We start from the raw sequence: 25,813 nt of genomic DNA on the forward strand, positions 1-25,813 counted from the left end.
GCAGCGGCTTTCGTGGGCGTTTTTCGGCGCGGGCTCACGCGGGGGACTCCGATAATAGTTTCACGTCGCGCAGGTGTTGAGCGCTGGCGAAGTCAATCACGGCTTCGCGGGTGGTGTAGACCGGTGAAAATCCCATGCCGCGCTCCGCGAGTGCACCGTCAGCAACGCACAGGTACTGCAAGTAGTCGAGCAGGGCCGGCGGCGCCTCCGACAGATGCGCGAGCCAGAGCGCGCGGAGCAGAGGATTCGCGAGCGGCCGCGGCAGGGGCAGCGCCACCCGTCCCGCCAGCCGCACCACGGTCGAGAGCGGTAGCACTCCGTCGCCGACGATGTTGAACACCCCCGGGGCGTCGCGGTCCACCGCCAGCTTGAGCGCCGCGACGGCGTCCGCCTCGTGCACGAACTGCATCAGCGGATCGAAACCCAGCAGCGTTGGAACGAGCCGGCGGCTCAGATACTGCGTGAGATAGTTGCGGATCGTCGGGCCCAGGATGGGCGCGGTCCTGAGCACCGTCGCGATCCGGCCCTTGCCCGGCCGCCCGAAGCGCAGGGCCTCGTTCTCGGCCTCGATCTTGTCGGCCAGGAACGGGTCGTGTCGGCGCGCGCGAAGCGGGTGGCGCTCCGTGAGGAAATTTGGGTTCGTGGGGTGCGCGCCGTAGAGCACGGTCTGGCTCCACATCACGAGCTTCTGCACCTCACTCCTGCGGCAGGCGTTGAGCACGTGCATGGTGCCGACGCTCTCGAGCTCGTGGGCCCAGGCCGTGGCGTGGGTCGGGGAAGCGAGGAAGGCGAGGTGCACGAGCACGTCCACGCGCTCAGCCGCGAGGATCTCCGCTGCGCGCTCCTCGGCCGTCGGCTGGGTGAGATCGACGTCGTACACGCGGGTCTTCTGGCCGGCGGTGGCGGGTCGGTCGATATCGAGGGTCACGATCCGACTGACACGCTCGTCCTCTTCCAGGAGTCCAATCAGGTTCTTGCCCAGAAACGAGCAGGCGCCGGTGACCGCGACGGAGTGTGTGACGCGCGGCACGCGGAGCGAGGACTGCGCGGACGTCTCGGCCGCGAGTGCGGTCGAAGCCGCATCGTTGCGCGGCTTTCGCTTGCCAGTGCTCGGTCGTCGCCCCTTCGGCATCGGTCCGACACCGTAATCGAACCTGCGCCAAAGTGGGACTCCTAGAACACCGATCAGCTTGCGCTGCTCGTGTTCTAGGACCCTTGCGTTGGGGCTACGCCCCAAACCCCCGGCCTTCGGCCGTGCGCGCTCCGCGCGCGAGCGCCGAACACCTTGCAAGTCGCTGAAAACAAACGACGTTCAACCTGTTCGGCGCTCTAGCGACCACGCTTCGGGCCCCCTGCAGAAAATCGCCTGGCCGAAGCCGGCCCCCCGCTGGGCTCACCGGCCTGTCCTCGAGGTCAGCGCTCTGGTACGTTTCGAAGATGGCCGAACTGGGCGAAAAGACCAGCCCGCGCCTCGGGCCCTACCAGCTCGGTGAGCGACTCGGTGCCGGTGGCATGGCCGAGGTGTTCGTGGCGCGTCGCGCGGGTCCGCACGGGTTCGTCAAACGCTTCGCGATCAAGCGCATCTTGCCCCAGCTCGCCAAGGACTCGCACTTCGTCTCCATGTTCTGCGACGAGGCGCGGATCTGCGCGGCGCTCGCCCATCCGAACATCGTGCAGGTCGTCGACTTCGGCGAGGAGGACGGCGAGCTGTTCATGGCCATGGAGTACGTCGAGGGCGTGTCGTGCGCTAAGCTGCTGCGCACGGTCGCCTCGCGGGGCGGGCGGGTGCCCCTGGGTGCCTCGCTGTTCATCGCGCACGAAGTGCTGCGCGCGCTCGCCTACGCCCACACCGCTCGGGACGACAGCGGGCGCCCGCTCGGCATCGTGCATCGCGACGTCTCGCCAGGGAACGTGCTGCTCGGCCGAGCCGGCGAGGTGAAGCTCACCGACTTCGGGATCGTGCGCAGCGAGTTCGTGGATCGGCGCACGAACCCCGGCGAGCTGAAGGGCAAGATCGGCTACATGTCGCCGGAGCAAGCGCTCGGCCACGAGCTGGATCCGCGCAGTGATCTGTTCGCCGTGGGCATCATCTTGGCGGAGATGCTGCTGGCGCGCCCGCTCTTCCCCGGCCGTACCGAGCTCGAGATCTTGTCGCGCATTCACGACGCGGATCTCGGGGTGCTCGAGCGCCACGCCCAGGGGCTGCGCCCGGATCTCGTGCGCCTGCTGCGTCGCGCGCTGGCCAAGCTGCCCGCGGCTCGCATCGACTCCGCCGACGAGTTCGCCAACGAGCTGCGGCAGATCGCCGATCGCGCGGGTGTGGAGCTCAGTGACGGTGCCCTCGCCGGCTGGCTTGCCGAGCTCGGCATCATGCCGATGCAGAGCGGGACGCGGCTCGCAGTCCGCGAGCGCGGACACAGCCTGCCGGCCGAGCTCAGGGCGCTGCCGAGTGAGCAGCCTACGGAGCCGGCGCACGTGCCCTCGTCCGACGAGCGTTATCGCCTGGCGCACACCCCGCTCGGGGCGCGAGAGCTGCTGGGCGCCGCGGATCTCGCGGAGCTGCTGGCGACCGGCCGAATCCGTCCGGAGGCGCGGGTGCTGGAGGCGGGGCATCCCGCGCGAGCGGTGCGAGAGCTCGCGGGCCTCGGACATGTGGTCGCCGAGCCCGCGTATGCATTTGGCTTCTTGCCCGGGCGTGCGCAGCGCGCTCTGCTCGTTCCGCAGACGCTCGCCGCGTGGCTCTACGCTCTGGTGAGCGAGCGCGCGACGGGTCTCGTGGTGGCGCGGGATGGTGCCCGTGAGAAGCGCATCTACCTGCGGGGTGGTGCGCCGGTGCTCGTCGCGAGCACCTCGCGCGAGGAGCTGCTCGGACGGCGTTTGGTTGCCGCGGGACTGGTCCGCGCCGAGCAAATGTCCGTCGCGCTCACGGACGCAGCCGAGGGCGGGACGCATCTCGGGGTCACGCTGGTCGAGCGCGCGCTGCTGCGCCCGCTGGAGCTCATGCGCACCCTGCTCAGTCAGCTCGACGCCCGCGTGACCGAGCTCGGCAGCTGGACCGGCGGAGAGCTGGCGTTCGCGGCGGGTGAACGTCCGCACCACGAGGCGGCGCCACCGGCGCGCACTCCGGGGGCGTGGGTGACCCGCATGGTGCGCGAGCGTGTCACGGCGCGCAGTATCGAGCGCGCCCTCGCTCCGACCGGACCCTTCGCACGGAACCCGGCGGCGCGGCTCTCCGCCGACGATCTGGGTCTGACCGCCGACGAAGCTCGGGTGCTCCAGGCTGCACCGGGTGCTCGCTCGCTCGCGGAGGTGAGCCGACGTCCCGAGCTCGCAGGCGAGAGCGCCGAGCAGCTCCAGCGCGGGTTGTTCATCGGGCTTTCGGCCGGAATTTTGGTGGCGCCGGGCTGGTCGCGTCGCTGACGTTCGCGGCGTCTGCCGCGTCGGCGTCGCGCGCGCCCGCGTCCGCGCCGGGCTCACACGTTGCCCGAAGCCAGCTCAGCTCCTTCGAAGTCGCGAGCCAGATGCTGGCCCGAGCTCCGGAGGTCGAGAGGGAAAAACCTGTCGCGTCGGCCACCGCCATCGGGCTCGATAGCGGCGTGCCATCCGCTCCGAGCAGCGTGAGGTACACCACGCGGCGCTCGATGAACTGACAGCTGACCGGCGCGACCCAGCCGAGCAGCGCGCCGCTCCCGAGCGGACGCAGGATCACACTCTCGGGTGGCGCCGGCGTGCGCAGCTCGTGCCGCTTGCCGCTCGCGTTCACCACGACCAGTGGAAACTCCTCGGCACCGCACGGGCGATCGATGCGATCACCCGGCAGGACGACGAGCGGCTCTCCCGCGACCGTCGCGTCGTACGCGCCGTGGGGTGCGTCGATGAGCGGCTGTCTCTCTGCGCTCGCGCCGCGCACCCGAAACAGGCCGACGTGTTGGTTGCTCACCAGCGCAGCCCAGCCGTCGCCGGCTGCGTCACTCGCGGCGATCGCCAGCGGCAGCCACGGCTCGTCTCCACCGAGGTCGAGATCGACGCGCCGGAAGCTGCTCGCGGGCGCTGTGGCCTTGCCGCTGAGCCAGCTTGCGCCGGGCGCGGCCGCCGCACGCACGAGGCTGCCGAGCACCACGCACGTCTCCCCGACACAGGCGGCATCCGTGAGCTCGAGCTGATCTCCCTCCGCCAGGAGCTCGGCGGACGAACCCCCGCGCCAGAGCAGCGCGCGGGTGGTGCCGGTCACCGAGCGGCTGGTCCAGGCCCCGAGCCAACCTGCGTTCGTGCGCTCCAAGAGAGGCGGGGACTCCAGCTCCGCCCACGGCGCTTCGAGCAACGTACCGCTGGAAAAATCGATCAAGGCGGCGGCGCTGACCGGATGCGGGCGCGCGGCGCCCTCCGCTGCGCGGGCCAGCGCGAGGCTCGTGAGGGCGGAGCGCGCGGCGATGAAACGGGTCGTGCCCGTGGGCATGGGGGCGCGCTTCACTGCGCCGTCGAAGCGGCAACCTGACGGCAGGCCATAACCGCGATGGGAGTCGACGCTCGACCAGACCGGCAGCTCGAGCTTCTCCGGTGTGCCCACACCGAGCCGATCCGTCGCTCGCGCGTCGGCTGCGTCGCCGTGCGAGTCCGTGCTCTGGCAGCGCTGACACCCGGCGAGCAAGAGCGCCGCGACGAGCGCGAGGCTTTCGCCGCGCCGGCTCACGGTGCCGCTGCCTGCTCGAGGACGAGGCGCAGCACGGGGTACGGAGCGAAATCGTGGACCACGCGAAAACCGCGCTTCGTGTAGAGCTCGAAGGGGCCGGTCCAGAGCTGCTCCGCAGGAACGTCGTCGGCGCGTCGCGGAAATGCCTCGACCTGTCGCGCGCCCGCGGCCCTTGCCAGCTGCAGCCCGGCGTCGAGCAGCAGACCTGCGACGCCCTGGCGTCGATGGGCTTCGTCGATCAGAAAACAACCGACGACCCAGCAGTGCTCGCGCTCCGCGTCGAAACACGGGAGCGCCTTGTACAGGCGCTGCTCGAACAGCTTCGGCACGACCTGCGCGGGAGTCAGCTTCATCCAACCGACGACGCGCTCTTGCTCATCGACGGCAACGACTCCCTGGAGCTGCTCGTCGGAGCGCACGAGGGCCGCCTCGAGCTCGGCGCGATTGTCGTCCGGGCGGTTCGCACAGCGGTCGAGCCATGCGTTCTTGTCGCCGTCGAAGTGCCAGTAACGACAGAAGCACGGCGAGTCCGTGCGCGCGAAGAGCTCGCTCAGCCCCGCGGCCTCAGCCGGGCTCACGCGCCGCACCCGAAGGTCGCTCACGCTGGGGCCTTTTCCCGAGAAAAATTGCTGTTTCGCTCACACGCGGCCAGGGCGGTGAACAGCCGGTCTTCGGCGAACGCAGGTGCGATCAGCTGCAGGCCGACGGGCAGCGCAGGCTGAGCGGCCGTGGCGCGCGTGAGCCCCACGGGCAGGGATGCGGCCGCGACGCCCGCCAGACTCGCGGGCAACGTGTACACGTCCGCGAGGTACATCGCGAGCGGATCTTCGACTCGCTCGCCCAGCGTGAACGCAGGGCTCGGGCTGGTCGGTGTGGCGATCAGGTCGACCTCGCGGAAAGCCCGGGCGAAATCCCGCTGGATCAAGCGCCGCACCGCCTGCGCCTTGCGGTAGTACGCGTCGTAGTAGCCGGCGGACAAGACGTAGGTGCCGAGCAAGATGCGGCGTTTCACCTCGCGACCAAAGCCGCGCGAGCGTGTGGCTTCGTACATGGCTCCCAGCGCTGCGCCGGCGTCCTCCACCCGCAGACCAAAGCGCACCCCGTCGAAGCGCGCGAGGTTGCTCGAGGCCTCCGCCGTGGCCAGCACGTAATAGGTCGCGACCCCATGCTTCGTGTGGGGCATCTCGATCGGGACCACGGTCGCGCCGTCGGCCTCCAGCCGCCCTGTCGCTGCCCGCACCTGCGCTTCGACCTCGGGATCGAGCCCGGCTCCGAAGTAGTCTTCGGGCACACCAATGCGCAGCCCCCGCGGGTCGCGCTCACAGGCCGCCTCGAGATCCGGCAGCGGCGCCGTGGACGAGGTGGAGTCGGCCGGGTCATGGCCGGCGATGACTCCGAGCAGCCGCGCCGCGCTCTGCACATCCCGGGCAAACGGGCCGATTTGATCGAGGCTCGACGCAAACGCGACCAGGCCGAAGCGCGAGACGCGTCCGTAGCTGGGTTTGATGCCGACGGTTCCCGTGAGCGCCGCGGGTTGGCGGATCGAACCGCCGGTGTCGCTGCCGAGCGCGCCGCTCGCCAACCCTGCCGCGACGCTCACGGCGCTGCCGCCGCTCGAGCCGCCGGGGATGCGGCGCGGATCCCACGGGTTCTTCACCGGACCGAAGGCGCTATTTTCGTTGGACGAGCCCATCGCGAACTCGTCCATGTTCGTCTTGCCGACGAGCAGCGCATCGGCGGCACGCAGACGCGCCACCACCGTTGCGTCGAAGGGAGGACGCCAGCCGCTTGCGGCGCTGCCGTCGCGGGTCAGGATCTTGGAGCCCGCGGTCGTCGGTGCGTCCTTGGTACACAGCGCATCCTTCAAGGCGATGGGCACACCGGCGAGCGCGCCCAGGGGTTCACCGCGCGCGCGCCGGGCGTCGATATCGCGCGCGCAGCTCAGCGTGGCCGCCTCCGCGACGTGCAGGAAGGCATTGAGCTCGCCGTGGGCAGCGATGCGCGCCAGGCACTCCTTCGCCACGGCCTCCGCCGAGAGCTCGCCGGTCTGCACCGAGAGCGCCAGAGCGTGAATTGGTAGCTCGAGGGCGCTCATGATTCGTCCACGAACGCCGGCACCGCGAAGGCGTCGTCCACGGTCCGCGGCGCGGCGGCGAGGGCGGCTTCGTGCGTCAGTCCGGGGCATGGGACGTCGTCGCGGAGCGGCGCTGGAAGCGCGTCGACGACGTCGGCCTCGACGCTGCTCGTGTCTACCTCGCGCAGCTCCTGAACGTAGTCGACGATGCGGCTGAGCTCGTCGGCCAGTCGCGGCAGCTCTTCGTCCCCGAGCCGCAGGCGGGCGAGCCGAGCCACACGTTCGACATCCTCTCGGCTGATGGCCATACGGTCGCGGACCGTAAAACAAGCGCCCGCGACAGAAAAGCAGCGCAGTCCCTCGCCAGCGCTCGGGCGGCTGAGGTACAAGGCGAACATGAGCGTCGAGCTCCCGGATCGCGGGGCGCAGGGTGGCGGGTGGGGACCTCCGGGTGGCTACGGCCCGCCGGGCGCTCCTCCTCCTGGCGGTTACGGTCCCCCGGGCGCGCCGCCGGGCGGTTACGGTCCCCCGGGCGCGCCGCCGGGCGGTTACGGTCCCCCGGGAGGCGGCGGCTTTCAACCGCCGGGCGGGTACGCGCCGCCGGGTGGCGGTGGCAAGCCCATCACGGGCGGCAAACAGACGATGGCGCTGCACGCCATGACCATCGATCCGACCACGGGCATGCCCAAGGGAGAAAAACCTCCGGCGAGCCCGGCGGCGGTGCTCGCGCTCGTGTGCGGCATCCTGATGTGCCTGGGGCCGCTGACCGGCATCCCCGCGATCGTCGCCGGCATCATCGCGCGCAAGGCGGCGAAGCGGGACCCCGCCAACGTCGGCGGTGGTGGCCTGGCAATCGCCGGCATCATCCTCGGCATCGTCAATTTGCTCGGCTGGACGGCGTACTTCTTCGTTGCGGTCCTGGCCATGCTGCTCTCCTGAAAACCCGCGCAACTGACGCGGTCGCCCCTCCGAAGGGCGGTGCGTGCGCGGGAACCAGGCACGCTCTCGACGCTCAGGCGGCTCGGCGATAGGCTCGACAATGGTGTCGGCCCGCCCTGCGCGCCCGGCGCCGCGACGCATGAGCCGCGAGTTCGCAGACGGACAGATCGTGCCCGGCACACGTTACCGGGTGCTGGGGCACCTCGGCTCGGGGGGCATGGGTTCGGTGTACCTGGTCGAGCACACCGAGCTCGGCAAGAGCTTCGTGCTCAAGGCCCTGTTCCGTGAGCTGGCGGGCCGCAAAGATCTGGTCGGTCGCCTGCGGCAAGAGTGGCGGGCGCTGGCGCGGCTGAACCACGCGAACATCGTCAACGTCACCGACGCGGGCACCAGCGACAACGGCGTGCCGTTCTACGTGATGGAGCGCGTCGAGGGTGAGACGCTGGCCGATCTGTTACGGCGCGAGCACGCCCTCGGCATCCCGCGCGCCATCGGGCTGACGATCGCCGTGCTCGAAGGCCTGGCGGCTGCGCACGAGATTGGCATCGTGCATCGCGACGTGAAGCCGCCGAACATCTTCGTGGTCGCCGGCGGTGGTGTCAGGTTGCTCGACTTCGGCATCGCCAAGCTCGCGGATCAGAGCGCCGAGGTGATCACGGCGCGCGGTGTCGCCATCGGCACACCCCGCTACATGTCGCCGGAGCAAGCCAAGGGGCGCTCGGTGGACGCACGAGCCGATCTGTACGCCGTGGGTCTCGTGCTCTACGAGGCCATCGCCGGCGCCGGACCGTTCGATGATGCGCGGGACGCCAACGAGCTCTTGCTCTCGCACCTGACGAAGCCCGTGCCGCCGCTCTCGAATTTTCATCGCGGCGTCAGTGCCCAGCTGGACGACATCGTGAGCAGCCTGCTCGCGAAAGATCCGAGCGCGCGACCCAGCAGCGCAAAACAGGTGGCTGCGTCGCTGAAGGCGCTGATCAAGCGAGCGGCGACGCTGCCGTCCACGGGCGGGGCGACCCCGGAGGCGCACTACGACGCGGTGACCCAGGGTCAGGTGACGGCCTTGCCCTCCACTCGGCCGGACGGCGTGGCAGGTCGCAGCTCACAGCCGCCGACGACGGAGCCGCCGACGGTCGAGGCCCCGCTGGTCGCGGGGTCCGCGGTGCGACGCAGCGTCCCGCCGGCGGTGGGTGACACGACCTTGATCGGCGGCACACCCGTCACGGGCGGCACGACGTTGTCCGCAACGGCCGACACCGAAGCGGGACTCGAGTGGGCGAAGGAAGGCTTCTCGACCATCGCCGCCGAGAGTGAGGTGGCGTCGCTCGGGGTCGAACACACCGCGATCGCGGCGGCACCGCCGTCCGCAGTCGCAGTCGGCCCGGCGGGAGATGAAGACCGCACGCTTCCCATCGACGAACCCGCGGGCCTTCCGCCGAACGAAGCACCGACCCGCACCTCGGTCCCCGCAGCGGCGCTCGTCACCCCGCGTCCGGTCGCGCGCTCGATGCCCGACGTGTCGCCGTTGCCGAATCACTTCTTCGCCGAGACCCCTCCGCCGTTCATGACGGCGACGCCTCCTCCATCCAGCTCGACCCCTCAGGTCAGTCGCGCGCCGCTGTATCTCGGGCTGCTCTCGCTCTTGATCTTGATCGGAGGCGTCGGCGCGTTCGTGGTGATCAAGTCCGTGCGCGGTCACGCCGACGACGCACCGATCGAAGCCGTCGCGGCGCAGCCTGCGTCGACCGCGGACCCTGCCTCGACTGCGGTCGACCCAGCGGCGGAGCCTGCGTCGCCTGCGGGCAGCCCAGCGGCGGCTCCAGCCTCGACCGGGAGCGTCGCCGAGCAGGAAACCCCGAGCCCTAGCGCCGGCCCTCGCCCGTCGGGTGCTGCGCCTTCGGCCGTGGCCCAGGGTGTTGCTCCGAAGCCCGTCGCGGCGCCCCCGGCCGCGGCTGAGCCCAAGCCCCGGGTCGAAAATAGTCCCCAGAAAACCCCTGAAAAACCCGCAGCAAAGCCCGCCGTGCCTACGTCGAAGCCCAAGCCGGTGGGCAGCAAGCTGCCGGCCTCGGGACTCTGAGGCGCCCGACCTCGGGACTCTGAGGCGGTCGGTGTCGGGACTTTGAGGCGGTCCGTGCTGGACGATTTCGGAATCGTGCCGTAAGTTCCGCGCCCCTTGACCGGGTCCGCTCGGCCAAGGAGACCCCACGTCTCGAGCGCGAACGACCGGGATCGGTGTTCGGTGAGCAAGTAGCTACACCGGGCTCCCCGGCGCGGGACGGAGGAATAACCGGAAAGGAATGCGCATCATGACCGAAAATCCCGAAACGACGTCCGAAGTGTCCACGGCGGCCCCGCCGCCCACCGCAGTGCTCGCCGCCGAGCGCGCCCAACTCGAGACCCGCGAGCCCCGCGATCCAGCGAACCCGCTGTCGGTGCGCGATCTGTTCGAGGCCGGCACGCACTTTGGTCACCAGACCAAGCGCTGGAACCCGAAGATGCGCCCGTACATCTACGGCGCACGCAGCGGCATTCACATCATCGATCTCGATCAGACCACGCGCCTCTTCAAGCGTGCGTTCGACTTCCTCGCGGACACGGTGTCGCGCGGCGGGCACGTGCTGTTCGTCGGCACCAAGCGCCAGGCTGCGGACATCGTCGCCGAAGAGGCACGCCGCGCCGGGCAGTTCTTCGTGACCAACCGCTGGCTCGGCGGCACGCTCACCAACTTCCGCACCATCAAGGGCGGCCTCGAGCGCCTGCGCACGCTGGAGCGCATGAAAGAGGACGGCACCTACCTGCAGTTGCCGAAGAAGGAGACCGTCAAGCTCGAGAAAGAGCGGCTGCGTCTCGAGAAGTACATCGGTGGCCTCAAGGGCATGGGCTCGGTGCCGAGCGCCGTGTTCGTGGTCGATCCGGCGCAGGAGCTGATCGCCGTCGCCGAGGCGCGCCGGCTGCACGTGCCGATCGTGGCCATCACGGACACGAACTGTGATCCGGATCGGGTGGACTACCTGATCCCGGGCAACGACGACGCCATCCGCTCGGTGCGGTTGGTGACGGCGGCGGTGGCCGACGCCTGCATTTACGGCGCGGCACGTCGTCGCGAGCACGCCCCGTCGCGCGAGCGCGAGGGTGGCGGTGCGTCCCAGGGTCCCGTGGGCGCCGAGGTCATGTACCAGCGGCGTACGGGCGAGAGCTGAGTTTCAAGGAGAAGGCAACGATGAGCCAGATCAGCATGCAGCAGGTCAAGGAGCTTCGGGAGCGCACCGCGGCGGGTCTGAACGACTGCCGGAGCGCGCTCATGGAGTCGTCCGGTGACATGGAAAAGGCCGTCGAGATCATCCTGAAGAAGGGTCTCGCAAAGAGTGCCAAGCGCGCCGGCGCGGTTGCGACGGAGGGCGAGGTTGCGGCCTGGGTCGCGGCCGACGGTCTCGCCGGCGTCCTCGTCGAGGTGAACATCCAGACGGATTTTGCGGCGCGCAACGACGACTTCAAGGCGTTCGTGCAGAAGATCGTCGACGTGGCCAGCAAGGCGAAGGCCGGCGCGGATCTCAGCGCGGAGCCCTTCCCCGGTGGTGGCACCGTCGAAGAGAACCGTCAGGCGCTCGTGGGCAAGCTCGGTGAGAACATCATCGTGCGGCGCTGGGAGCGGATCGCGGTCGACGGCGGCAAGGTGCACGCCTACGTGCACATGGGCGGCAAGGTCGGCGTCTTGGTCGCGGTGCAGGCCACTGCGGCCGGCGCGGCGGCGAAGCCCGAGTTCGTCAAGTTCATCGACGACCTCGCGATGCAGGCTGCTGCGATGAGTCCCCAGTGGCTTGCCAAGGCGGACGTGCCCACGGCCGAGAGCGACAAACAGCGCGCCATCTACGACGCGCAGCTGATCGAAGAGGGCAAGCCCGACGCGGCGCGCCCCAAGATCATCGAGGGCAAGCTGAACAAGTGGATGAAGGAGGTCTGCCTGCTCGAGCAAGAGAGTGTGATCGAGTCTGGCAAGACCATCGATCAGCTCCGCGCCGAGCTTGCCAAGGCGCTCGACGGCGACGTGTCGGTGAAACAGTTCGCGCGCTTCCAGCTCGGCGAAGGCATCGACAAGCCGCAAGGCGAAGACTTCGCAGCCGAGGTCGCAAAGATGGCCGGCAACTAGGCCAACGCGTCCGGCCCGCGCGCGGGCAATCGGACAGACGAGCGCGTCGGGCGAGAGCTCGGCGCGCTTTTCTGCGTTTGGGGTTCGCGCGGGCGTGCGGGCGGGAGCGAGGGCGGGGGCGAGGGCGGGGGCGCGGGCGGGGGCGGGGGCGGGGGCGAGGGGGGGCGGGGGCGAGGGCGAGGGCGGGGGTGGGGCGAGGGCGGGGGCGGGGGGGGGGGGGGGGGGGCGGGGGCGGGGGCGGGGGGGCGAGGGGCAGGGGCGCAGGACAACACATCGCTGACACTTTCCACTCCTGCCAGGGCATGCCCCGACGCTGAGAGCGTCAAGGACATCCTGAGACCGGGAGCATCAAGGATGTCCTGGGACCAGGAGCGTCAAGGACGTCCTGGGACCGGGAGCATCAAGGAGGTCCTGGGACCGGGAGCGCCAAGACCGTCCTGGGACCGGGAGCGCCAAGGACGTCCTGGGACCGGGAGCATCAAGGAGGTCCTGGGACTGGGAGCATCAAGGACGTCCTGGGACCGGGAGCGTCAAGGACGTCCTGGGACCGGGAGCATCAAGGAGGTCCTGGGACCGGGAGCGTCAAGGATGTCCTGGGACCGGGAGCATCAAGGATGTCCTGGGACTGCGCCCATTGCGTGGCGGCCGCGCGCACCCCGGGGTCAGCTGGGTCACCCGGTCGCCGTGGCCCGCGCGCGCTCCACGTACCAGCGCACCGTGTCGCGGAGCCCGGCCTCCAGCTCGTGTTCCGGCCGCCAGCCGAGCTCCTCCCGGAGCTTGCTCGCATCGATGGCGTAGCGCCGATCGTGCCCTGCGCGGTCCGGTACGAAGTTTATCAGCTCGCGGCTTCGTCCCGGGCGCCGTCCCATCACCTCGTCGACCGCGTCCGCGATCCGCTCCACCAGCCGCAGGTTCGCCCACTCGTTGTTCGCACCGACGTTGTAGGTCTCGCCGACGCGCCCGCGCTCGAGCACCGTCCACAGCGCACGGCAATGATCCTCGACGTGCAGCCAATCCCGAACGTTCATGCCGTCGCCGTACACCGGGATCGGCTCTTCGCGAATCGCGGCGCCGATCACCGTTGGGATGAGCTTCTCGGCATGCTGATACGGTCCGTAGTTGTTCGAACAATTCGTGACCAGCACCGGCAGCCCGTAGGTGTGGTGATACGCGCGCACCAACATGTCCGCCCCGGCCTTGCTCGCGGAGTAGGGCGAACGCGGTGAGTACGGCGTGCTTTCGCTGAACAGCCCCTCTCTACCCAAGCTCCCGTAGACCTCGTCCGTCGAGACATGCAGCAGCCGCTCGCCTCCGCCGCTCGGCCAGCACGCGCGCGCCGCCTCCAGCAGGTTGAACGTCCCGATCACGTTGGTGTGCATGAAGGCGCCCGGAGCCGCGATGGAGCGGTCGACGTGAGACTCCGCCGCCAGGTGCATCACCCGCGTGATGGCGTGGCGCCGCATGGTGTCGAGCACGCGGTCGGCGTCCCGCAGATCGACCTGTTCGAAGACGTAGCGCGCATCGCCATCAACCCCCGCGAGGTTCTGCAAGTTCCCGGCATAAGTGAGGCAGTCGAGATTCACGAGCCGTTCGAGCTGCGGTTGCGCCAACAAGTACCGGACGAGATTCGACCCGATGAACCCCGCACCGCCCGTGACCAGCACCCTCATCGCGCCCCGTCCCAGAACGAGCGCGCGAGGATGGACCCCATGGCCCCGTCACCGCCCGTGACCAGCACCCTCATCGCGCCCCGTCCCAGAGCGAGAGCGCGAGGATGGACCCCATGGCCCCGTCACCGCCCGTGACCAGCACCCTCATCGCGCCCCGTCCCAGAGCGAGAGCGCCCCGAGCAACGCATCGCGCACCGGCGGAAGCTTGGCTCCGGCGGCGATCGCCTTGCTCGAATCGAGCACACAGTTCGAGCGCAGCGCACGGGCGCCGCCGGCATAAAACGCCGCGTCGTTCTCCCAGAACGCAAACTCCCGCGCGGGCGCGAGGTGCTCCTTCAAGAGCGCCGCGAGCTCGCGCGTCGAAACGAAGCCGGGATTGGTCAGGTTGTAGGTGCCGAAGGGGGCGCCGGCCTGCCACAAATCGAGGCACGCCTCCACGAACTGCCCGAGGTGCGAGAGGGAGTTCAGGTTCTGGTACAGCTTCGGATACGCGAGCAGCTTGCTCAGCAAATTGCGGGGCCCCGCGTGCTCGTCGAACGGCAGGCGCATGCGCCACACGTACAGCGACGGCGCCCCGGCGAGGTTCGCCTCCGCCAGCGCCTTGCTCCCGCTGTAGAAGCTGCACGGCGGCGCGTCGAAGCTGAAGTTCGGTGGGTCTTCCTCGGAAAAACCGACGACCTCGGCTCCGCGCGCCATCAACTCCGTCGCCTCGGCCGACAGCAAATCCTTGCACACCACCGAGCGTTCGCCCGCTCGCAGCTTGGCCCCGGAATAGATGCAGCCCGAGCTCACATGCCCCCAGGGCGTGCCGGTGACCTCGCAGGCGTGAGCGACCGTCAGCGGCAAGCTCACGTTGCCTCGCAGCGTGTCGCCCCGCGCATCTTCGCAGGCATCAACGTTGGGCTTGCCGGTGAACCCGGCCGCGTTGATCAAAAACCGCGGACGCACGCGGCGAAGCAGCTCGCTCAGGGGGCCGAACCGGTCGTAGTGGTGCTCCTGCCGCGACAGCACGACATGCTCGACGCCGCGAGCGCTCAGCGCACGCACGAACCCGCCGCCCGCCCATCCGCTCCCTCCGAGCACGATGACGGGTCCGTCGTTCATTGCGCCTTCTCGACCGCGGCCTGTTCGAGCACGGCCGACAGATACTCGCGGTACTCACAGGCCGGCATCGCGTCGACCAGGCGCGCGAGCCCCGCCCGGTCGATGAACGCGCGCCGAAACGCCGCCTCCTCCGGGCAGCCCAGCTTGATGCCCTGGCGTTTTTCGAGGGTCTGCACGAACGCCGACGCATCATGCAGGCTCGAGCTGGTGCCCGCATCGAGCCACGCCGTCCCGCGCGCGAGCGGCTGAAACGAGAGCGCGCCCTGTTCCAGGTACTTGCGGATCAGATCGGTGATCTCGAGCTCCCCCCGAGGGCTCGGCGTCAGCCCGCGAGCGAAGCCCGCCGCCCGCGCGTCGAACAGATACAGCCCTGGCACCGCATAGTTACTCTTCGGCCTCGCGGGTTTCTCCTCGATCCCGACGACCCGATTCGCACCATCGAGCTCGACCACTCCATACCGTTCCGGATCGCGCACGCGATACCCAAAGATCGTCGCGCCGCTCGAGTGCGCCGCAAACGCCCGCGCGAAGGTGTCCTCGGCATAAAACACGTTGTCCCCCAGGATGAGCGCGGCGGAGTCATCGCCGACGAAGTCCTCCGCAATCAACAGCGCCTCGGCGATGCCACGGGGTTTTGCCTGCTCGCGATAGACGAGCTCGAGCCCCAACCGCGCCCCGTCGCCGAACAGCTGGCGAAACCGCGGCAGCTCGGTCGGCGTCGAGATCAAACAGACCTCCCGCACCCCGTTGTCGATCAGCGTGGTCAGCGGGTAAAAGACCATCGGCTTGTCGTAGATGGGCTGGAGCTGTTTGCACGCGACCTGAGTCAACGGATACAGCCGGCTCCCTGCGCCACCTGCGAGGAGGATGCCCTTCACGCCCGGCATCGTAGCCCGATTGCGGTCGGGAGGGGGTGAGCAAGCTCACGCTGTCAGCGCAACCACCGCTTCCCGGAGCAGCACATCGACCTCCGGTTCGACCCCGCGTTTCCGCAGCGCATTCAGCGCGGCCCGCGCACGCTTCGGCTCGAACCCCAGCCACACGAGCGCCCCCTGGACCTTGTCATGCAACGCCGCGACTGCCAGCTTCTGCTGCGCAATGCCCGCGGCAGCGTCCGCGTGCGTCGCGTGATCGCGAGCCGAGCGCCCGTCTGCCCGCTTCTGCTCTGCGCTGCGCACGGCAGGCTCCGCGTGCTTCGCTTGATCGCGAGCCGCGCGCTTGTCTGCTGGCTTCGGCTCCGCGATGCCCGCGGCAGCGTCCGCGTGCTTCGCTTGATCGCGAGCCGCGCGCTTGTCTGCGCGCTTCTGCTCCAGGAAGGCCTCGCCATACACCTCTCGGGCTGCCTCGGCGTTGTGCGCGGAGCAGAGCAGGCAGAGGTTTTCGGCCGTCGTCGGCCCTCCACGCGCGAACGGGTGTTTGTGCTCGAGGGTGACGAAGCGCTGCTCGCTGCAGCGCCGCCCCCGTTCGTCCACGAAGGCGCACTGGCCCCCATCGCGTTCCCAAACGATGCGCGCGACCTCCACGGGGACGTGCCGTGACCCCGGCGCGGGCGCTCGCGCCTTGCGCGGCTTGCGCGGCTTGCCGGACCCGAAGCGACGTTTTGTCTCCGCCGCCAGCAGTTCGTCGAGCGCTCGCTCGAACAGCGTCGCGAGATCTCCATTCGGGATGCTGTGACTCAGCAGATTTCGCGCGCGCTGGAGCTTGCCGTACAGCTCAGCGCTGGCGGTGAACTCGACTCGGTAGCTCGAAGCCGAGAGTGGCTCGAGGCGGAATTGCGTCGCCGTCGTCGGCCGCGCGCTATTCCCAGGAATAGCAGCGCCGTTCCCAGGACCAGTGCACGCCGCCCCGCTATTCCCAGGAATAGCGCCACCGTTCCCCGGCCCCGCGCACGCCGCGCCACCATTCCCAGGAATAGCGCTGCCGTTCCCAGGACCAGTGCACGCCGCCCCGCTATTCCCAGGAATAGCGCCACCGTTCCCCGGCCCCGCGCAGTCCGCCCCGCTATTCCCAGGAATAGCGCCACCGTTCCCCGGCCCCGCGCACGCCGCGCCAGCATTCCCAGGAACAGCGCCGCCGTTCCCCGGCCCCGCGCAGGCCGCGCCACCATTCCCAGGAATAGCGCTGCCGTTCCCAGGACCAGCGCATGCCGCGCCACCATTCCCAGGAACACCAGCGGGATGACGCCAGCTTCCGGAACCATCGAGCGGCGTGATGGTCGGGAGGACGTCGGAGCGGGGAAACCAGCGCGCGAGGAGTGCCTCGATCTCGCGTCGGGTCTTGCCGCGCGCTTCACCCAGCAGGGCGTCCGCGTTGCCGTGGGTCAAGTGCGGCGCGAGCAGGTAGAGGCCCGTCAGGTGGATCGCCCCGCCCTCCAGCTCTCCAACGACGCGAGGGAGACGTCGGCACAGGCGCGCGACCTTGATGCGCTTGGCCGCCTCCTCTTCGGAGTAGCCGAGGCGCTCGACGCAGAAGGTGTGCAGCGAGGAGCACGCATCTCGCAAATACAGCCTGCGCCGATCGATCTCCGCCAGGTAGGCGATGACTTCAGCCGTGCCGTTTCGCTCGGCGAACCGGGCAAGAGGCGCGCGCGCGAGCAGTTCGTCGTTGCTGAGCGAGGTGACCGGAGTCATGGCTCGTCTGAAACTGTGTGGACGTTACAGGTCGAAGTGCGGCGCCGCGCTCGGCCGTACGCATCGAGCCCCCGCGCGCGCTGGTGCCTCTTCCAACTCGCATCGCGCTGTTCGAGCTCGGACTCGCCGAGAGCGCCGGCATTTTTCAGGGCGAACAGCGCAGATCTGATGGAGATCCCCGGGACGTCCGCGCGCGACGCCGCGCCACAACCCCGACACACCTGCATCGGCGACACGATCCCCCGCGCATTCCGGATCGCCTTCCGTTGCTCGTTCAAGCGTTCGAGCAAATCCGCGAGCTCCTCCCAGGACATCGCGGGCGACCACGCGGCGGTGAGCGCCTTCAGCAACTCGGGGAACCACACCCGCTGCGCATCACCTGAAGCCATCGCCCACCCGCTCGGCTCGAGGCTTGACTCGGCCATGACCAGCACCGCCCGCATCGACAGTACAGAGTCGGCGCACGTATCGGGTTCGGGCACGCTCGCCCGCGCGAGTACTGTTCACAGGTCCGAGCTCCTCCGGCTCGGAGCAAGGCACGAGCGCGAGCGTGGGCGGGCGCGGACGCGAACGCGAACGCAGGCGCGGAGGCAAATGCGGACCCCGCTCTGCATTCAGCCCCCTCTTCACCTGGCCTCCCACGCCGCGTTCCACGATGCGGATCTCCGCCATCTCGATGTTCGGTGCACCAACCTCGATCTGGGCACCCAACCCGTTCTTCGCTTCGCTGGAAGGCTCGGGCCGTCGTCCCTCGGCATCGCGCCAACGCTCGGGCGCACGAGCCGGCGCCCCGAAGGACAGACGACCGAGCACAGCGACGGCGACAGCCAGCGAAGTGAAAAACGAAACCAGCAGTATCCTCGACATGACCTGCGCGTTAGCCAGCGCCGTGCCAGGCTCGCTCCCACTCGATTGCCTTGAAATTCGCCCCCGCGGACTCCCCCAGGGGTGGCGATCCCCCGGCCACCGCCGGCGATCGCCACCCGCCCAGCGATCGCCACCGCCGGCGATCGCCACCCGCCGGCGCGCGCCCGGGCCACGGCTCGGAAATCCCGACTTCGCGCCACGCCGCCCCCGACGACTGGTCCTGAACATACGCCGAGGGTCACTGGCCGGAAGTGGCACGTGCGAGCTGCCATGGCGCCTCAGCCTCTCGCGGCGGTGGCCATCAGGACGAGCAGCGCTGCTGGCCCGCGCGCGTGCCAACAGATACGCTCAAGAAGTGCCGGTTTCGATCAGCGACATGGCTCTGGCGATCCGCGAACGCACCGTCCGCGAGCGCGTGCAGGTGGACGCCCGGGCCCGAGCTCTTCACGCGCGGGTGTCGGAAGCCGCGGCGTGCCTGCGCGCTCATGGGGCGCGTCGCGCATGGTTGTTTGGCTCCCTCGCGGAAAATCGGTCTCGCCTCGACAGCGACGTCGATCTCGCGGTCGAAGGGCTGCCGCCGGCGCGCTACTTCGATGTGCTCGCTGAGCTCACGGAGTTGTTCGGAACGCGCGTCGACCTCGTGTGTCTCGAAACAGCGCCGCCCACGCTGCGCGACCGGGTGCTGCAGACCGGGATCGAGCTGTGACCCCGGAGGAGATCCTCCGCTTGCGGGCTGAGCTCGGCAGCGATCGCCAAGCGTTCGAGGGGCGGGTGGAGGAGCTTCGAGTCCTGAACGCAGCAACCGCTTCGCCCGCAGAGGTCGCGCAGCTCGCCGTCGCGCTCCACCACGCGTACGGCGCAGTTGAAGCGGCGCTTGCCCGGATCGCACGTGTCATCGAACGAGGCCTGCCGGAGGGGCCCGACTGGCACTCGGCCCTGCTTCACGCGATGACCCTGGACATCCCTTCCGTGAGGCCTGCCGTGCTGTCTGGCCAATCCGTCGCGGCGCTGCGGAAGTTGCTGGCGTTCCGACACTTCTTTCGCCACGCCTACGCGGCCGAATGGGATCGCGAACAGCTTGCGACCCTTCGGCAATGCGCCGTCGACGCGGGCCCTCAGGTGGTGGCGGATCTCGGCGCGTTCGAAGCCGTTCTCGCGCGCTTGGCCGCAGAGCTGGGCCGCTAGTCCGCCGGCGGCATCAGGCACGCCTCCGCCGCCCCTCACCCCCCGCCGCCCCCCGCCCTCAGTACCCCCGCTTCCCCCGCCGCGGCGCCGGATAGTCCGGCAGCTCTCGGTTGACCTCGTCCCAGCGCGCGCGCAGCGCTTCGGCTGGATTCTTCCCGAGATCGTTCTGCTCCGCCGGATCGGCGTCCAGATCGAACACCTGGGGCAGTAGCTCGTTCTCGGTCACCACGATCTTCTTGCCGTCGTGGATCAGCGCGCGCCGCCGCGGGGCCTGATCGGTGTACGGCATGTCGATCACGATGTCGCGCACAGGTGGGCGTGCCCCCGCGAGCTCCGACACCAAGCTCACCCCGCGAAAACCCGCTGGCGCCGCTACACCCATCAGCTCGCAAACCGTGCGCGCCAGATCCAGATGGCTCCGCCGCGTCTCGATCTTCGCCGCCGACACCCCCGGCACCCGGATCAACAGCGGCACCCGCGTCAGCACGTCCCAGAGCGTGTACCCGTGCTCGAACGTGCTCTTGTGCTCCCCGAACGCCTCACCGTGATCCGCGCTGACGATCACCGCGGTCTTGCCTGCCCACGGCTGCTGGTCGATGAAGTCGAGCACCCGACCGAGCTGCGCATCGGTGAACACGACCTCCCCGTCGTATTGATTGCGCAGCGCCTGCCCCGTCTCCGACAGCGGCACCCCGGCGGAACGACCGCACCTGCGTCCTCGTACGCCGAGCCACTGAAGCGAGGAAACCCCTCGTGCCGCGCGTAGGAGAAATGCGGGTCCATGAAGTGCGCCCACGCAAAAAAGCGCTTCCCACTCTGCTTTTTCAGCCCTTCGATCAACAGGTCGGCGATCTCCCCATCAACGACGTGCCCTTCGCGCGCCGGCCGAGTCGTGATCTTCGGCACGACCTGCCACGAGTCGAACCCCTGCTGGATCCCGGTGTCGCCCTGGAAGTAGACGTGCCCGTGCACCGCCAGCGTGCTCACGCCCGCCGCCTTCAGCACCTCCGCCAGCATCTCGTTCTCCGCGCCGAAGCCGCTGGTCGCGAGCCCGTTGCGGTTCAGCTCCGACGGGTAGCGCGCCGCCATCAGGCCGCCGAGGCTCATCGACGTGTAGCTCGAGAGCGCATAGGCGTGCGTGTACACGACGCTCTGCTCCGCGAGCCGCGTCAGCTTCGGTGCAATCGCCCGCGGGTAGCCGAGCCACGGCATGTCAGCGCGCAGCGCGTCAACGGTGAGCAAGACGACGTTCAGGTCACTCGGCGCGCGCGGCGCCGCAGCGCCACCCGGCTTGGGAAAGGGCGTTGGTGCAGGGGAGGGCGGGGGGCTCGCGCTCGGGAAGGGTGCGGGGGGCGCGGGCTCGGTGCGATCGTGCCCGCCGCTTCGGCCGCGGTCGCAGGCGGTGAGAGCGAGGGCGAGGGCGAGGGCGAGGGCGAGGGTGTTGTCGGGGGTGTTCATTCGACGCCTCGGGTTCGGGCGGCGCGTCTTGTACCCAATCCGAAATCGAAGCGGCGCAGGACGACATCCTGCCACGGAATGATCTCGACATCGCTTCCGATGCGGGTGTGCAGGCCCTCGCCCACCACCACGTAGCCGCGTTTGACGCCGAGATCCGCCATGCACTGGCGTAGTCTCGGAGATAAATCTTTGGTGACTTCGTGAGGCGCTTCTGGATGTTCGTGTGGAAGGGCTGCAGGCGGCGCGTGACAAACAAGCCTTCGAGAACATCCAGATCGCGGCTGACGGTCGGCACCGAGACTCCCAGCGAACGGGCCAGATCCGAGGCGTTCAACAGGTTCCCGTGCACGTGAACGAGCATCTCGACCAAAGTGCGAAGGCGAGTCGGTGGCAGGCCGATGCCCAGGCCGGGCAAGTCGCGTTCCAGCACGGCCGTCAGGTAGTCGTCCAGCCATTCAGATCGGGCGCGCGCCGCCGACATGGACGAGCACGGCAGGTGCGGTCCGAAGCAGTCGGCGAAGTGACTCCCCCGCCAGGCGAGCCCGGGGTTTCATGGGTCGGAATTTTAAACCGTGACTTTAAGAAGTCAAGTCATCGCCGCGCGCCGCTCCGGCCGCTCACAGCCCATACACCTTCGACCGATCCCCCGCGACGCCGAAGAGCGCATCCCGCGTGTCCACGATCAGCTTCGCCTCCGCGAACAGCCGCTTGCGATCGAGCGCCGTGTGGTCGGTGATGATCACGACGCAGTCCCAGGGCGCGAAGCTCCCCGCGGGATCCACCCCCGTCAGCTGCAGCCCCTCCTCCTCGAAGGTCGCCACATGTGGATCCATGTACGCAATGTCGGCGCCGCGAGCCGCCAGATCGTGGATCACCGTGAACGCAGGGCTCTCCCGCATGTCTTCGATGTCGCGTTTGTACGCCACGCCGTAGACCAGGATCTTCGAGCCCTTCACCGGCTTCGAGTGGGCGTTCAGCGCCTCGGTCACCCGCTCGACCACGTACGACGGCATGGCGCTGTTGATGGTGTCCGCCAGCTCGATGAAGCGCGCCTGGTATTTCAGCGAGCGCAGCTTCCACGACAGGTACAGCGGATCGATGGGGATGCAGTGCCCGCCGAGCCCCGGTCCCGGGTAGAACGGCATGAACCCGAAGGGCTTGCTCGCCGCGGCGCGGATCACCTCGAAGGGATCGAGCCCGAGGCGCCGGCTCATCATGGCGACCTCGTTCACCAACCCGATGTTGACCGCGCGGAAGGTGTTCTCGAGCAGCTTCACCATCTCGGCCGCTTTGGTGCTCGAGACCGGCACCAGGGTGTCGATGATCTGCCCGTACAGCGCCGTCACGGCCTTCAGGCAGCCCGGCGTCTCCCCGCCGATGACCTTGGGGGTGTTCTTGGTCTTGTAGATTTGGTTGCCGGGGTCGACGCGCTCCGGTGAGAACGCAACGAACACGTTCTCGCCGAGCACGAAGCCGTTCTCGGTCAGCTTCGGCACGAGCACTTCGGTGGTGGTGCCCGGGTACGTCGTGCTCTCGAGCACGATCAGCATGTCCGGGTGCTGGTGCTTCACGATCTCGTCGGCGGCCGCGACGATGAAGCGCATGTCCGGATCTTTGGTCTTGTTGAGGGGCGTCGGCACGCACACCACGACCGCGTCGGCCTCCGCCAGCACCTTCGGATCGACGGTCGCCGACAGCTTGCGCGTCGCCACGTGGGGCGCGAGATCCGCCGTCGGCACGTCCTGGATGTAGGACTCGCCCGCGTTCAAGAGCCGGACCTTCTCCGGGTCGTAGTCGAGCCCCGTGACCCGGAAGCCCGCGCGAGCGAACTCGGCGACCAGCGGAAGTCCAACGTACCCGATGCCCACGACAACGACGTGGACGCTCCGGTCTGCGATCTTTTCGAGGAGAGTAGGCGTGGCGGCGCGGAGAGTACGCGCGTTTGGGGGTTGGTTTCCAGGGGGCTGCCGGGGATTCAAACGCGCGCGGTTTTGCCGGAAAACCCGGCGAGCGCCGAGCTCAGTCTCCGAGTCGCGCCGCGACGTCGTCCAGAAATCCGCGAGCGCCCTACTCGAAGAACACCGGATTCGAAGCCGCAAACGGCATCTTCCCCGACAGCGGGTCCATGTCCTTCTCGCCCTTCGCGTGAAAGACCACGTAGTTGCGCTTCTTGCTCGGGTCGAGCGTCACGGTCACGGGGTTCACGAACTTCTTCCCAGGTCCCGCTCCGAGCGGAGCCAAGGGCTCGGTCTTCTGCGTCACGCCGTTGACGAAGATCTCGAGCTCGGTCGCATCGACGAAGCTCGCCGTCTGGACCGTCACCGTGAAGTCCGCGGTCGCGGGGATGCCGGCCACCGTCGAGCCAGGCTTCACGCCGCCGGGGCCCTCGACGGTCATGAACAGCCCGCCACTCACCGTGGCCACACCCTTCGCCAGCACGTCCCGCACCGCGTTCGCGCTGAGCTTCGTCGGATCGTCGTGCCCGAAGTACAAACACGTGCGCGGGTACCCGGGAGCCTTCGTGCGAATGTGATGCGTGTCGCTCGACCCGACGCCCCACATGGTGTGGCCGGCGTTCAGCAAACCGAACCAGTCCCGCACCGACGACGAGCGGCTCTCTTCGAAGCTGTCCCCGCTCCAGACCTCCACCGCGTCGAAGTCGGTGCTCCAGATCTCCTTCTGTTTTCCGACGGCGGTCACGTCGTCGAAGGCGGCCTGATCGAAGTAGGACGTGAAGGCCCCCTGACTCGGGTGATTGACGATCAGCACCGGGTTCTCGGGTCGGCCCTGCACGTCCGCGAACATCTCCGGGGGCTTCTTACCGGTCCACTCGATGGCGCCGTTGTTCACCTCGTCGGGTTTGGGAAACAGCGGCACCACGCCGAAGTGGCCCCAGGTGAAGGTGGTGAGCTCCTCGCTCGGCATGCCGAAGGCCCAGTCTTTCAGCCCCAGTTTCTCCACGATGGGTTGAAAGTCGATCACCCACTCGTGCTCGCTCGAGACGGGAATTTCCAGGCCATCCGTGACGGCGCTCATGACCTTGTCGTTCACGGGATCGTTCGAGTCCGCGCTGAACCACGAGTGGATGTGGAAGTCGGCGCACATCCAGCCGGTCGAGTCCACGCTGTGCTCGAGATCGGCCACCACCTCGGCGGTCTGCCCCGCCGCCACGTTGACGGTCGTATCCAGGAGCTCCCACTCCCAGCCGCGCGTGACGACGACGCGATGTTCACCGGGCGGCACCCGCAGGGTCGCTTCGCCGCTGATGGCGCGTTCCACGAGCAAGCGCCCGTTCGCTTCCCCTTCGACGCCGAACGCGGGCGGCGCACCGGCCACGGCCACCTTGGGGATGATCTGCACCCGCACCGGCAGCGCCTTGCCGCTGGTCTTGTCCTTGGCGGTGACGTGGATGGTGCCATGCGGCGCCAACGTCAGATCTTGACTGCTCGCATCCCCCGCGACGCTGACCTCTTTGGTCAGCGCATACCCCGTCTTCTGCGCGACGAGCTTCACCGCCAGCCCCGGATCGGTGTGCAGCGTGTATTTGCCGCTCGCGTCGCTGCGGGTGCGGCTCACGTACGCGCCCGCGTCGTCGAGCGCGTGCACGTAAGCCCCCTCGACCGGAGAGCCGTCGCCATCTTTGACGACGCCCGTCAGGCTGCGACTCGGCAGGCCATCGGCGACGCGCACGGCTTCGCGCGCCCCGTCCAGATCCGGTCCGCCGGGGATGACCTCGGCGTAGTCGTGCCAGGTAGACTTGCAGGCTTCCGCGACGAAACCGGGGCCCAGCGAGTAAACGAAGCCCTTGATGTCGGCGCCGATCTCCAGCTTCGTGCTGCCCGGCACGCGCCACGCAAAGGACGAGAAGTCCGTGACGAACCCTGCGAACGCGACCTTGCCGCCGCCGGACTCGAAGCCTCGCTCCGCGGTGACGAACTGATTCAGGTTGCTCTGGAAGAACCCGTGCATCTCGTCGGAGAACTTCTCGGTGGAGGTGGCGATGGGCTCTTCGGTCGGGTTCTTCATGCCGATGCGGATCAAGAGCTTGTCGCTGCCCGGCTCGAGCACGTACTCGTAGGCGGCCATCTGGTCGTAGCGACGAGGGAAGAGCGCGCCCAGCGAGCCGTCCAGGAACGGGATGGGCTTCAGCTGCCCCGCGACGCGCACGATGGCGGCTTTGCCATCCGAGCCGTCGTTGATGACACTCACGCTGTCCGGGTCGACCATGGACGTGCTGAGCGCCATCAGCGTCTCGACGTAATACGAGTTGCCGACTGGCCGCCCGTCGTCGCCCACGCGGTCGATGGCCAGCAGCTCGCCGCCGAAGCGCGCGTACCCGTCCGACAGTCCCTTGTCCTCGACGTAAGCGGAGATGCGCTCGTTCGCGAGCACGAAGTCCCCCACACGAACCCGCTGGCGCCCGTGAGCCGGCTGAACGACCTGCGCCTCGCTGGTGATGCGGCCGGCGCGTGCTTGTGAAGCGGCCTTGGCCCCGAAGGGATCGGCGTGACCGGTCGGGTCGCCGGCGGTGAAACCTTCGCCTTCCTTCGGGCAAGCCTCGGGTTTCTTGCCTCCACCGCCGCCGCCGCCATCCGAGCCGCAGGCGACGGCGAGAAGGGGGGCCAGGCCAAGGAGCGCGAGGGGGGCGGGGGGCGAGATTGCGGGGGCGCATCGGGGGGAGGATAGCAGGTGGATTCGAGCTGGCCGTTGAGGGAGGTCAACCTCGTGGCACATTCGAACGCGGTGGACCGCGGGGCAATCGGTAAACCTGGCGGCTCCCCGGGAAAGGATGCTGCGCTCGTGGAAGGTTTGAGCGACATTGTCGCGGCGGCCTGTCGCGGAGTCGACGGACTCCAGGCCGCGATCGTGTTCGGTAGCGCGCTCACCAGCGACACGCCGGGCGACGTGATCCGGCGCTGGTCTGGCGCGAGGCGCTGACCGCAGGGGAGCAGCTGGAGGCTCGCCAACGCGATCGCGGGAGGGAATTCCCGGGTGGTCGGGCGCAGGATCGCGAAGCGGGTCGAACGTCAGCGCGTGCCGGGGCATCAG

Annotated in this window: 23 protein-coding genes and 1 pseudogene; 8 read left to right on the forward strand and 16 right to left on the reverse strand. The window is 68.9% G+C overall.

Translation table 11 applies throughout. The features are described 5' to 3' along the window. Window positions 1-34: 34 nt before the first annotated feature. Window positions 35-1,132 (reverse strand): NAD-dependent epimerase/dehydratase family protein, encoded by a 1,098-nt coding sequence (locus tag IPI67_42260; protein MBK7586800.1) that lies wholly within the window; start codon window positions 1,130-1,132, stop codon window positions 35-37. A 305-nt stretch (window positions 1,133-1,437) separates the two neighbouring features. On the opposite strand from IPI67_42260, the gene IPI67_42265 reads away from it, so the two are divergent. Further along, window positions 1,438-3,420, forward strand: coding sequence for a serine/threonine protein kinase (locus IPI67_42265; protein ID MBK7586801.1), 1,983 nt, complete (start codon window positions 1,438-1,440; stop codon window positions 3,418-3,420). Here IPI67_42265 and IPI67_42270 read toward each other — a convergent pair. From IPI67_42270 to gatC, 4 genes are read right to left on the reverse strand one after another with little or no spacing between them, the layout of a single operon-like run. Next, window positions 3,368-4,690: a hypothetical protein gene (locus IPI67_42270; GenBank protein ID MBK7586802.1), complete on the reverse strand. Its 1,323-nt coding sequence runs from the start codon at window positions 4,688-4,690 to the stop codon at window positions 3,368-3,370. The genes IPI67_42265 and IPI67_42270 overlap by 53 nt on opposite strands. Next, window positions 4,687-5,292: a GNAT family N-acetyltransferase gene (locus IPI67_42275; protein MBK7586803.1), complete on the reverse strand. Its 606-nt coding sequence runs from the start codon at window positions 5,290-5,292 to the stop codon at window positions 4,687-4,689. Before IPI67_42275 ends, IPI67_42270 begins: the two co-directional genes overlap by 4 nt. After that, window positions 5,289-6,785, reverse strand: coding sequence for an Asp-tRNA(Asn)/Glu-tRNA(Gln) amidotransferase subunit GatA (gatA, locus tag IPI67_42280; GenBank protein ID MBK7586804.1), 1,497 nt, complete (start codon window positions 6,783-6,785; stop codon window positions 5,289-5,291). Before gatA ends, IPI67_42275 begins: the two co-directional genes overlap by 4 nt. After that, a complete protein-coding gene (gene gatC / locus IPI67_42285; protein MBK7586805.1) occupies window positions 6,782-7,072 on the reverse strand; it encodes an Asp-tRNA(Asn)/Glu-tRNA(Gln) amidotransferase subunit GatC in 291 nt (96 codons plus the stop codon). The genes gatA and gatC overlap by 4 nt, the downstream gene beginning before the upstream one ends. An 88-nt stretch (window positions 7,073-7,160) precedes the next feature. Here gatC and IPI67_42290 point away from each other — a divergent pair, with 88 nt between their 5' ends. The 4 genes from IPI67_42290 to IPI67_42305 all read left to right on the forward strand — a co-directional run bounded on the left by IPI67_42290 (window position 7,161) and on the right by IPI67_42305 (window position 11,850). Then, window positions 7,161-7,703: a DUF4190 domain-containing protein gene (locus tag IPI67_42290; protein MBK7586806.1), complete on the forward strand. Its 543-nt coding sequence runs from the start codon at window positions 7,161-7,163 to the stop codon at window positions 7,701-7,703. Window positions 7,704-7,842: 139 nt separating this feature from the next. Further along, window positions 7,843-9,780: a protein kinase gene (locus tag IPI67_42295; protein MBK7586807.1), complete on the forward strand. Its 1,938-nt coding sequence runs from the start codon at window positions 7,843-7,845 to the stop codon at window positions 9,778-9,780. A gap of 229 nt (window positions 9,781-10,009) precedes the next feature. Next, window positions 10,010-10,903 carry a 30S ribosomal protein S2 gene (gene rpsB / locus IPI67_42300; GenBank protein MBK7586808.1) on the forward strand — a complete coding sequence of 298 codons (894 nt, stop codon included), beginning with the start codon at window positions 10,010-10,012 and terminating at the stop codon, window positions 10,901-10,903. A 20-nt stretch (window positions 10,904-10,923) separates the two neighbouring features. After that, entirely contained in the window at window positions 10,924-11,850 is a 927-nt protein-coding gene (locus IPI67_42305; GenBank protein ID MBK7586809.1) for an elongation factor Ts, read from the forward strand. Window positions 11,851-12,521: 671 nt separating this feature from the next. Here IPI67_42305 and rfbB read toward each other — a convergent pair. The 5 genes from rfbB to IPI67_42330 form a co-directional block, all read right to left on the reverse strand. After that, a complete protein-coding gene (gene rfbB / locus IPI67_42310) occupies window positions 12,522-13,520 on the reverse strand; it encodes a dTDP-glucose 4,6-dehydratase (GenBank protein ID MBK7586810.1) in 999 nt (332 codons plus the stop codon). A 144-nt stretch (window positions 13,521-13,664) separates the two neighbouring features. After that, the gene (locus tag IPI67_42315; GenBank protein MBK7586811.1) at window positions 13,665-14,624 is read right to left on the reverse strand and encodes a sugar nucleotide-binding protein; all 960 of its coding nucleotides are present in this window, start codon (window positions 14,622-14,624) and stop codon (window positions 13,665-13,667) included. Further along, the gene (rfbA, locus tag IPI67_42320; GenBank protein ID MBK7586812.1) at window positions 14,621-15,511 is read right to left on the reverse strand and encodes a glucose-1-phosphate thymidylyltransferase RfbA; all 891 of its coding nucleotides are present in this window, start codon (window positions 15,509-15,511) and stop codon (window positions 14,621-14,623) included. The genes IPI67_42315 and rfbA overlap by 4 nt, the downstream gene beginning before the upstream one ends. A gap of 36 nt (window positions 15,512-15,547) precedes the next feature. Beyond that, the gene (locus IPI67_42325; protein ID MBK7586813.1) at window positions 15,548-17,254 is read right to left on the reverse strand and encodes a hypothetical protein; all 1,707 of its coding nucleotides are present in this window, start codon (window positions 17,252-17,254) and stop codon (window positions 15,548-15,550) included. After that, a complete protein-coding gene (locus IPI67_42330) occupies window positions 17,251-17,679 on the reverse strand; it encodes a hypothetical protein (GenBank protein MBK7586814.1) in 429 nt (142 codons plus the stop codon). Before IPI67_42330 ends, IPI67_42325 begins: the two co-directional genes overlap by 4 nt. Before the next feature lie 797 nt (window positions 17,680-18,476). On the opposite strand from IPI67_42330, the gene IPI67_42335 reads away from it, so the two are divergent. Beyond that, window positions 18,477-18,827, forward strand: coding sequence for a nucleotidyltransferase domain-containing protein (locus tag IPI67_42335; GenBank protein ID MBK7586815.1), 351 nt, complete (start codon window positions 18,477-18,479; stop codon window positions 18,825-18,827). A 20-nt stretch (window positions 18,828-18,847) separates the two neighbouring features. Beyond that, a complete protein-coding gene (locus IPI67_42340; GenBank protein ID MBK7586816.1) occupies window positions 18,848-19,306 on the forward strand; it encodes a hypothetical protein in 459 nt (152 codons plus the stop codon). A 58-nt stretch (window positions 19,307-19,364) separates the two neighbouring features. On the opposite strand, the gene IPI67_42345 is transcribed toward IPI67_42340, so the two are convergent. The 6 genes and pseudogenes from IPI67_42345 to IPI67_42370 all read right to left on the reverse strand — a co-directional run bounded on the left by IPI67_42345 (window position 19,365) and on the right by IPI67_42370 (window position 25,498). Continuing rightward, complete coding sequence (locus IPI67_42345; protein ID MBK7586817.1) at window positions 19,365-19,943, reverse strand: sulfatase-like hydrolase/transferase; 579 nt, start codon at window positions 19,941-19,943, stop codon at window positions 19,365-19,367. Then, entirely contained in the window at window positions 19,868-20,548 is a 681-nt protein-coding gene (locus tag IPI67_42350; GenBank protein ID MBK7586818.1) for a sulfatase-like hydrolase/transferase, read from the reverse strand. Before IPI67_42350 ends, IPI67_42345 begins: the two co-directional genes overlap by 76 nt. A 212-nt stretch (window positions 20,549-20,760) precedes the next feature. Continuing rightward, the gene (locus tag IPI67_42355) at window positions 20,761-20,925 is read right to left on the reverse strand and encodes a hypothetical protein (protein ID MBK7586819.1); all 165 of its coding nucleotides are present in this window, start codon (window positions 20,923-20,925) and stop codon (window positions 20,761-20,763) included. 11 nt (window positions 20,926-20,936) lie between these two features. Further along, window positions 20,937-21,245, reverse strand: a pseudogene (locus IPI67_42360) (DUF4143 domain-containing protein). 136 nt (window positions 21,246-21,381) lie between these two features. Then, window positions 21,382-22,743, reverse strand: a complete 1,362-nt coding sequence (locus IPI67_42365) for a nucleotide sugar dehydrogenase (protein MBK7586820.1) — start codon at window positions 22,741-22,743, stop codon at window positions 21,382-21,384. Between the two features lie 88 nt (window positions 22,744-22,831). Continuing rightward, window positions 22,832-25,498 carry a CehA/McbA family metallohydrolase gene (locus IPI67_42370; GenBank protein ID MBK7586821.1) on the reverse strand — a complete coding sequence of 889 codons (2,667 nt, stop codon included), beginning with the start codon at window positions 25,496-25,498 and terminating at the stop codon, window positions 22,832-22,834. On the opposite strand from IPI67_42370, the gene IPI67_42375 reads away from it, so the two are divergent. Beyond that, a complete protein-coding gene (locus tag IPI67_42375) occupies window positions 25,490-25,702 on the forward strand; it encodes a hypothetical protein (protein ID MBK7586822.1) in 213 nt (70 codons plus the stop codon). The genes IPI67_42370 and IPI67_42375 overlap by 9 nt on opposite strands. Window positions 25,703-25,813: the final 111 nt, after the last annotated feature.

It is taken from the genome of Myxococcales bacterium (assembly GCA_016706225.1).
In the GTDB taxonomy this organism is placed as follows: Bacteria; Myxococcota_A; Polyangia; order Polyangiales; family Polyangiaceae; genus JADJKB01.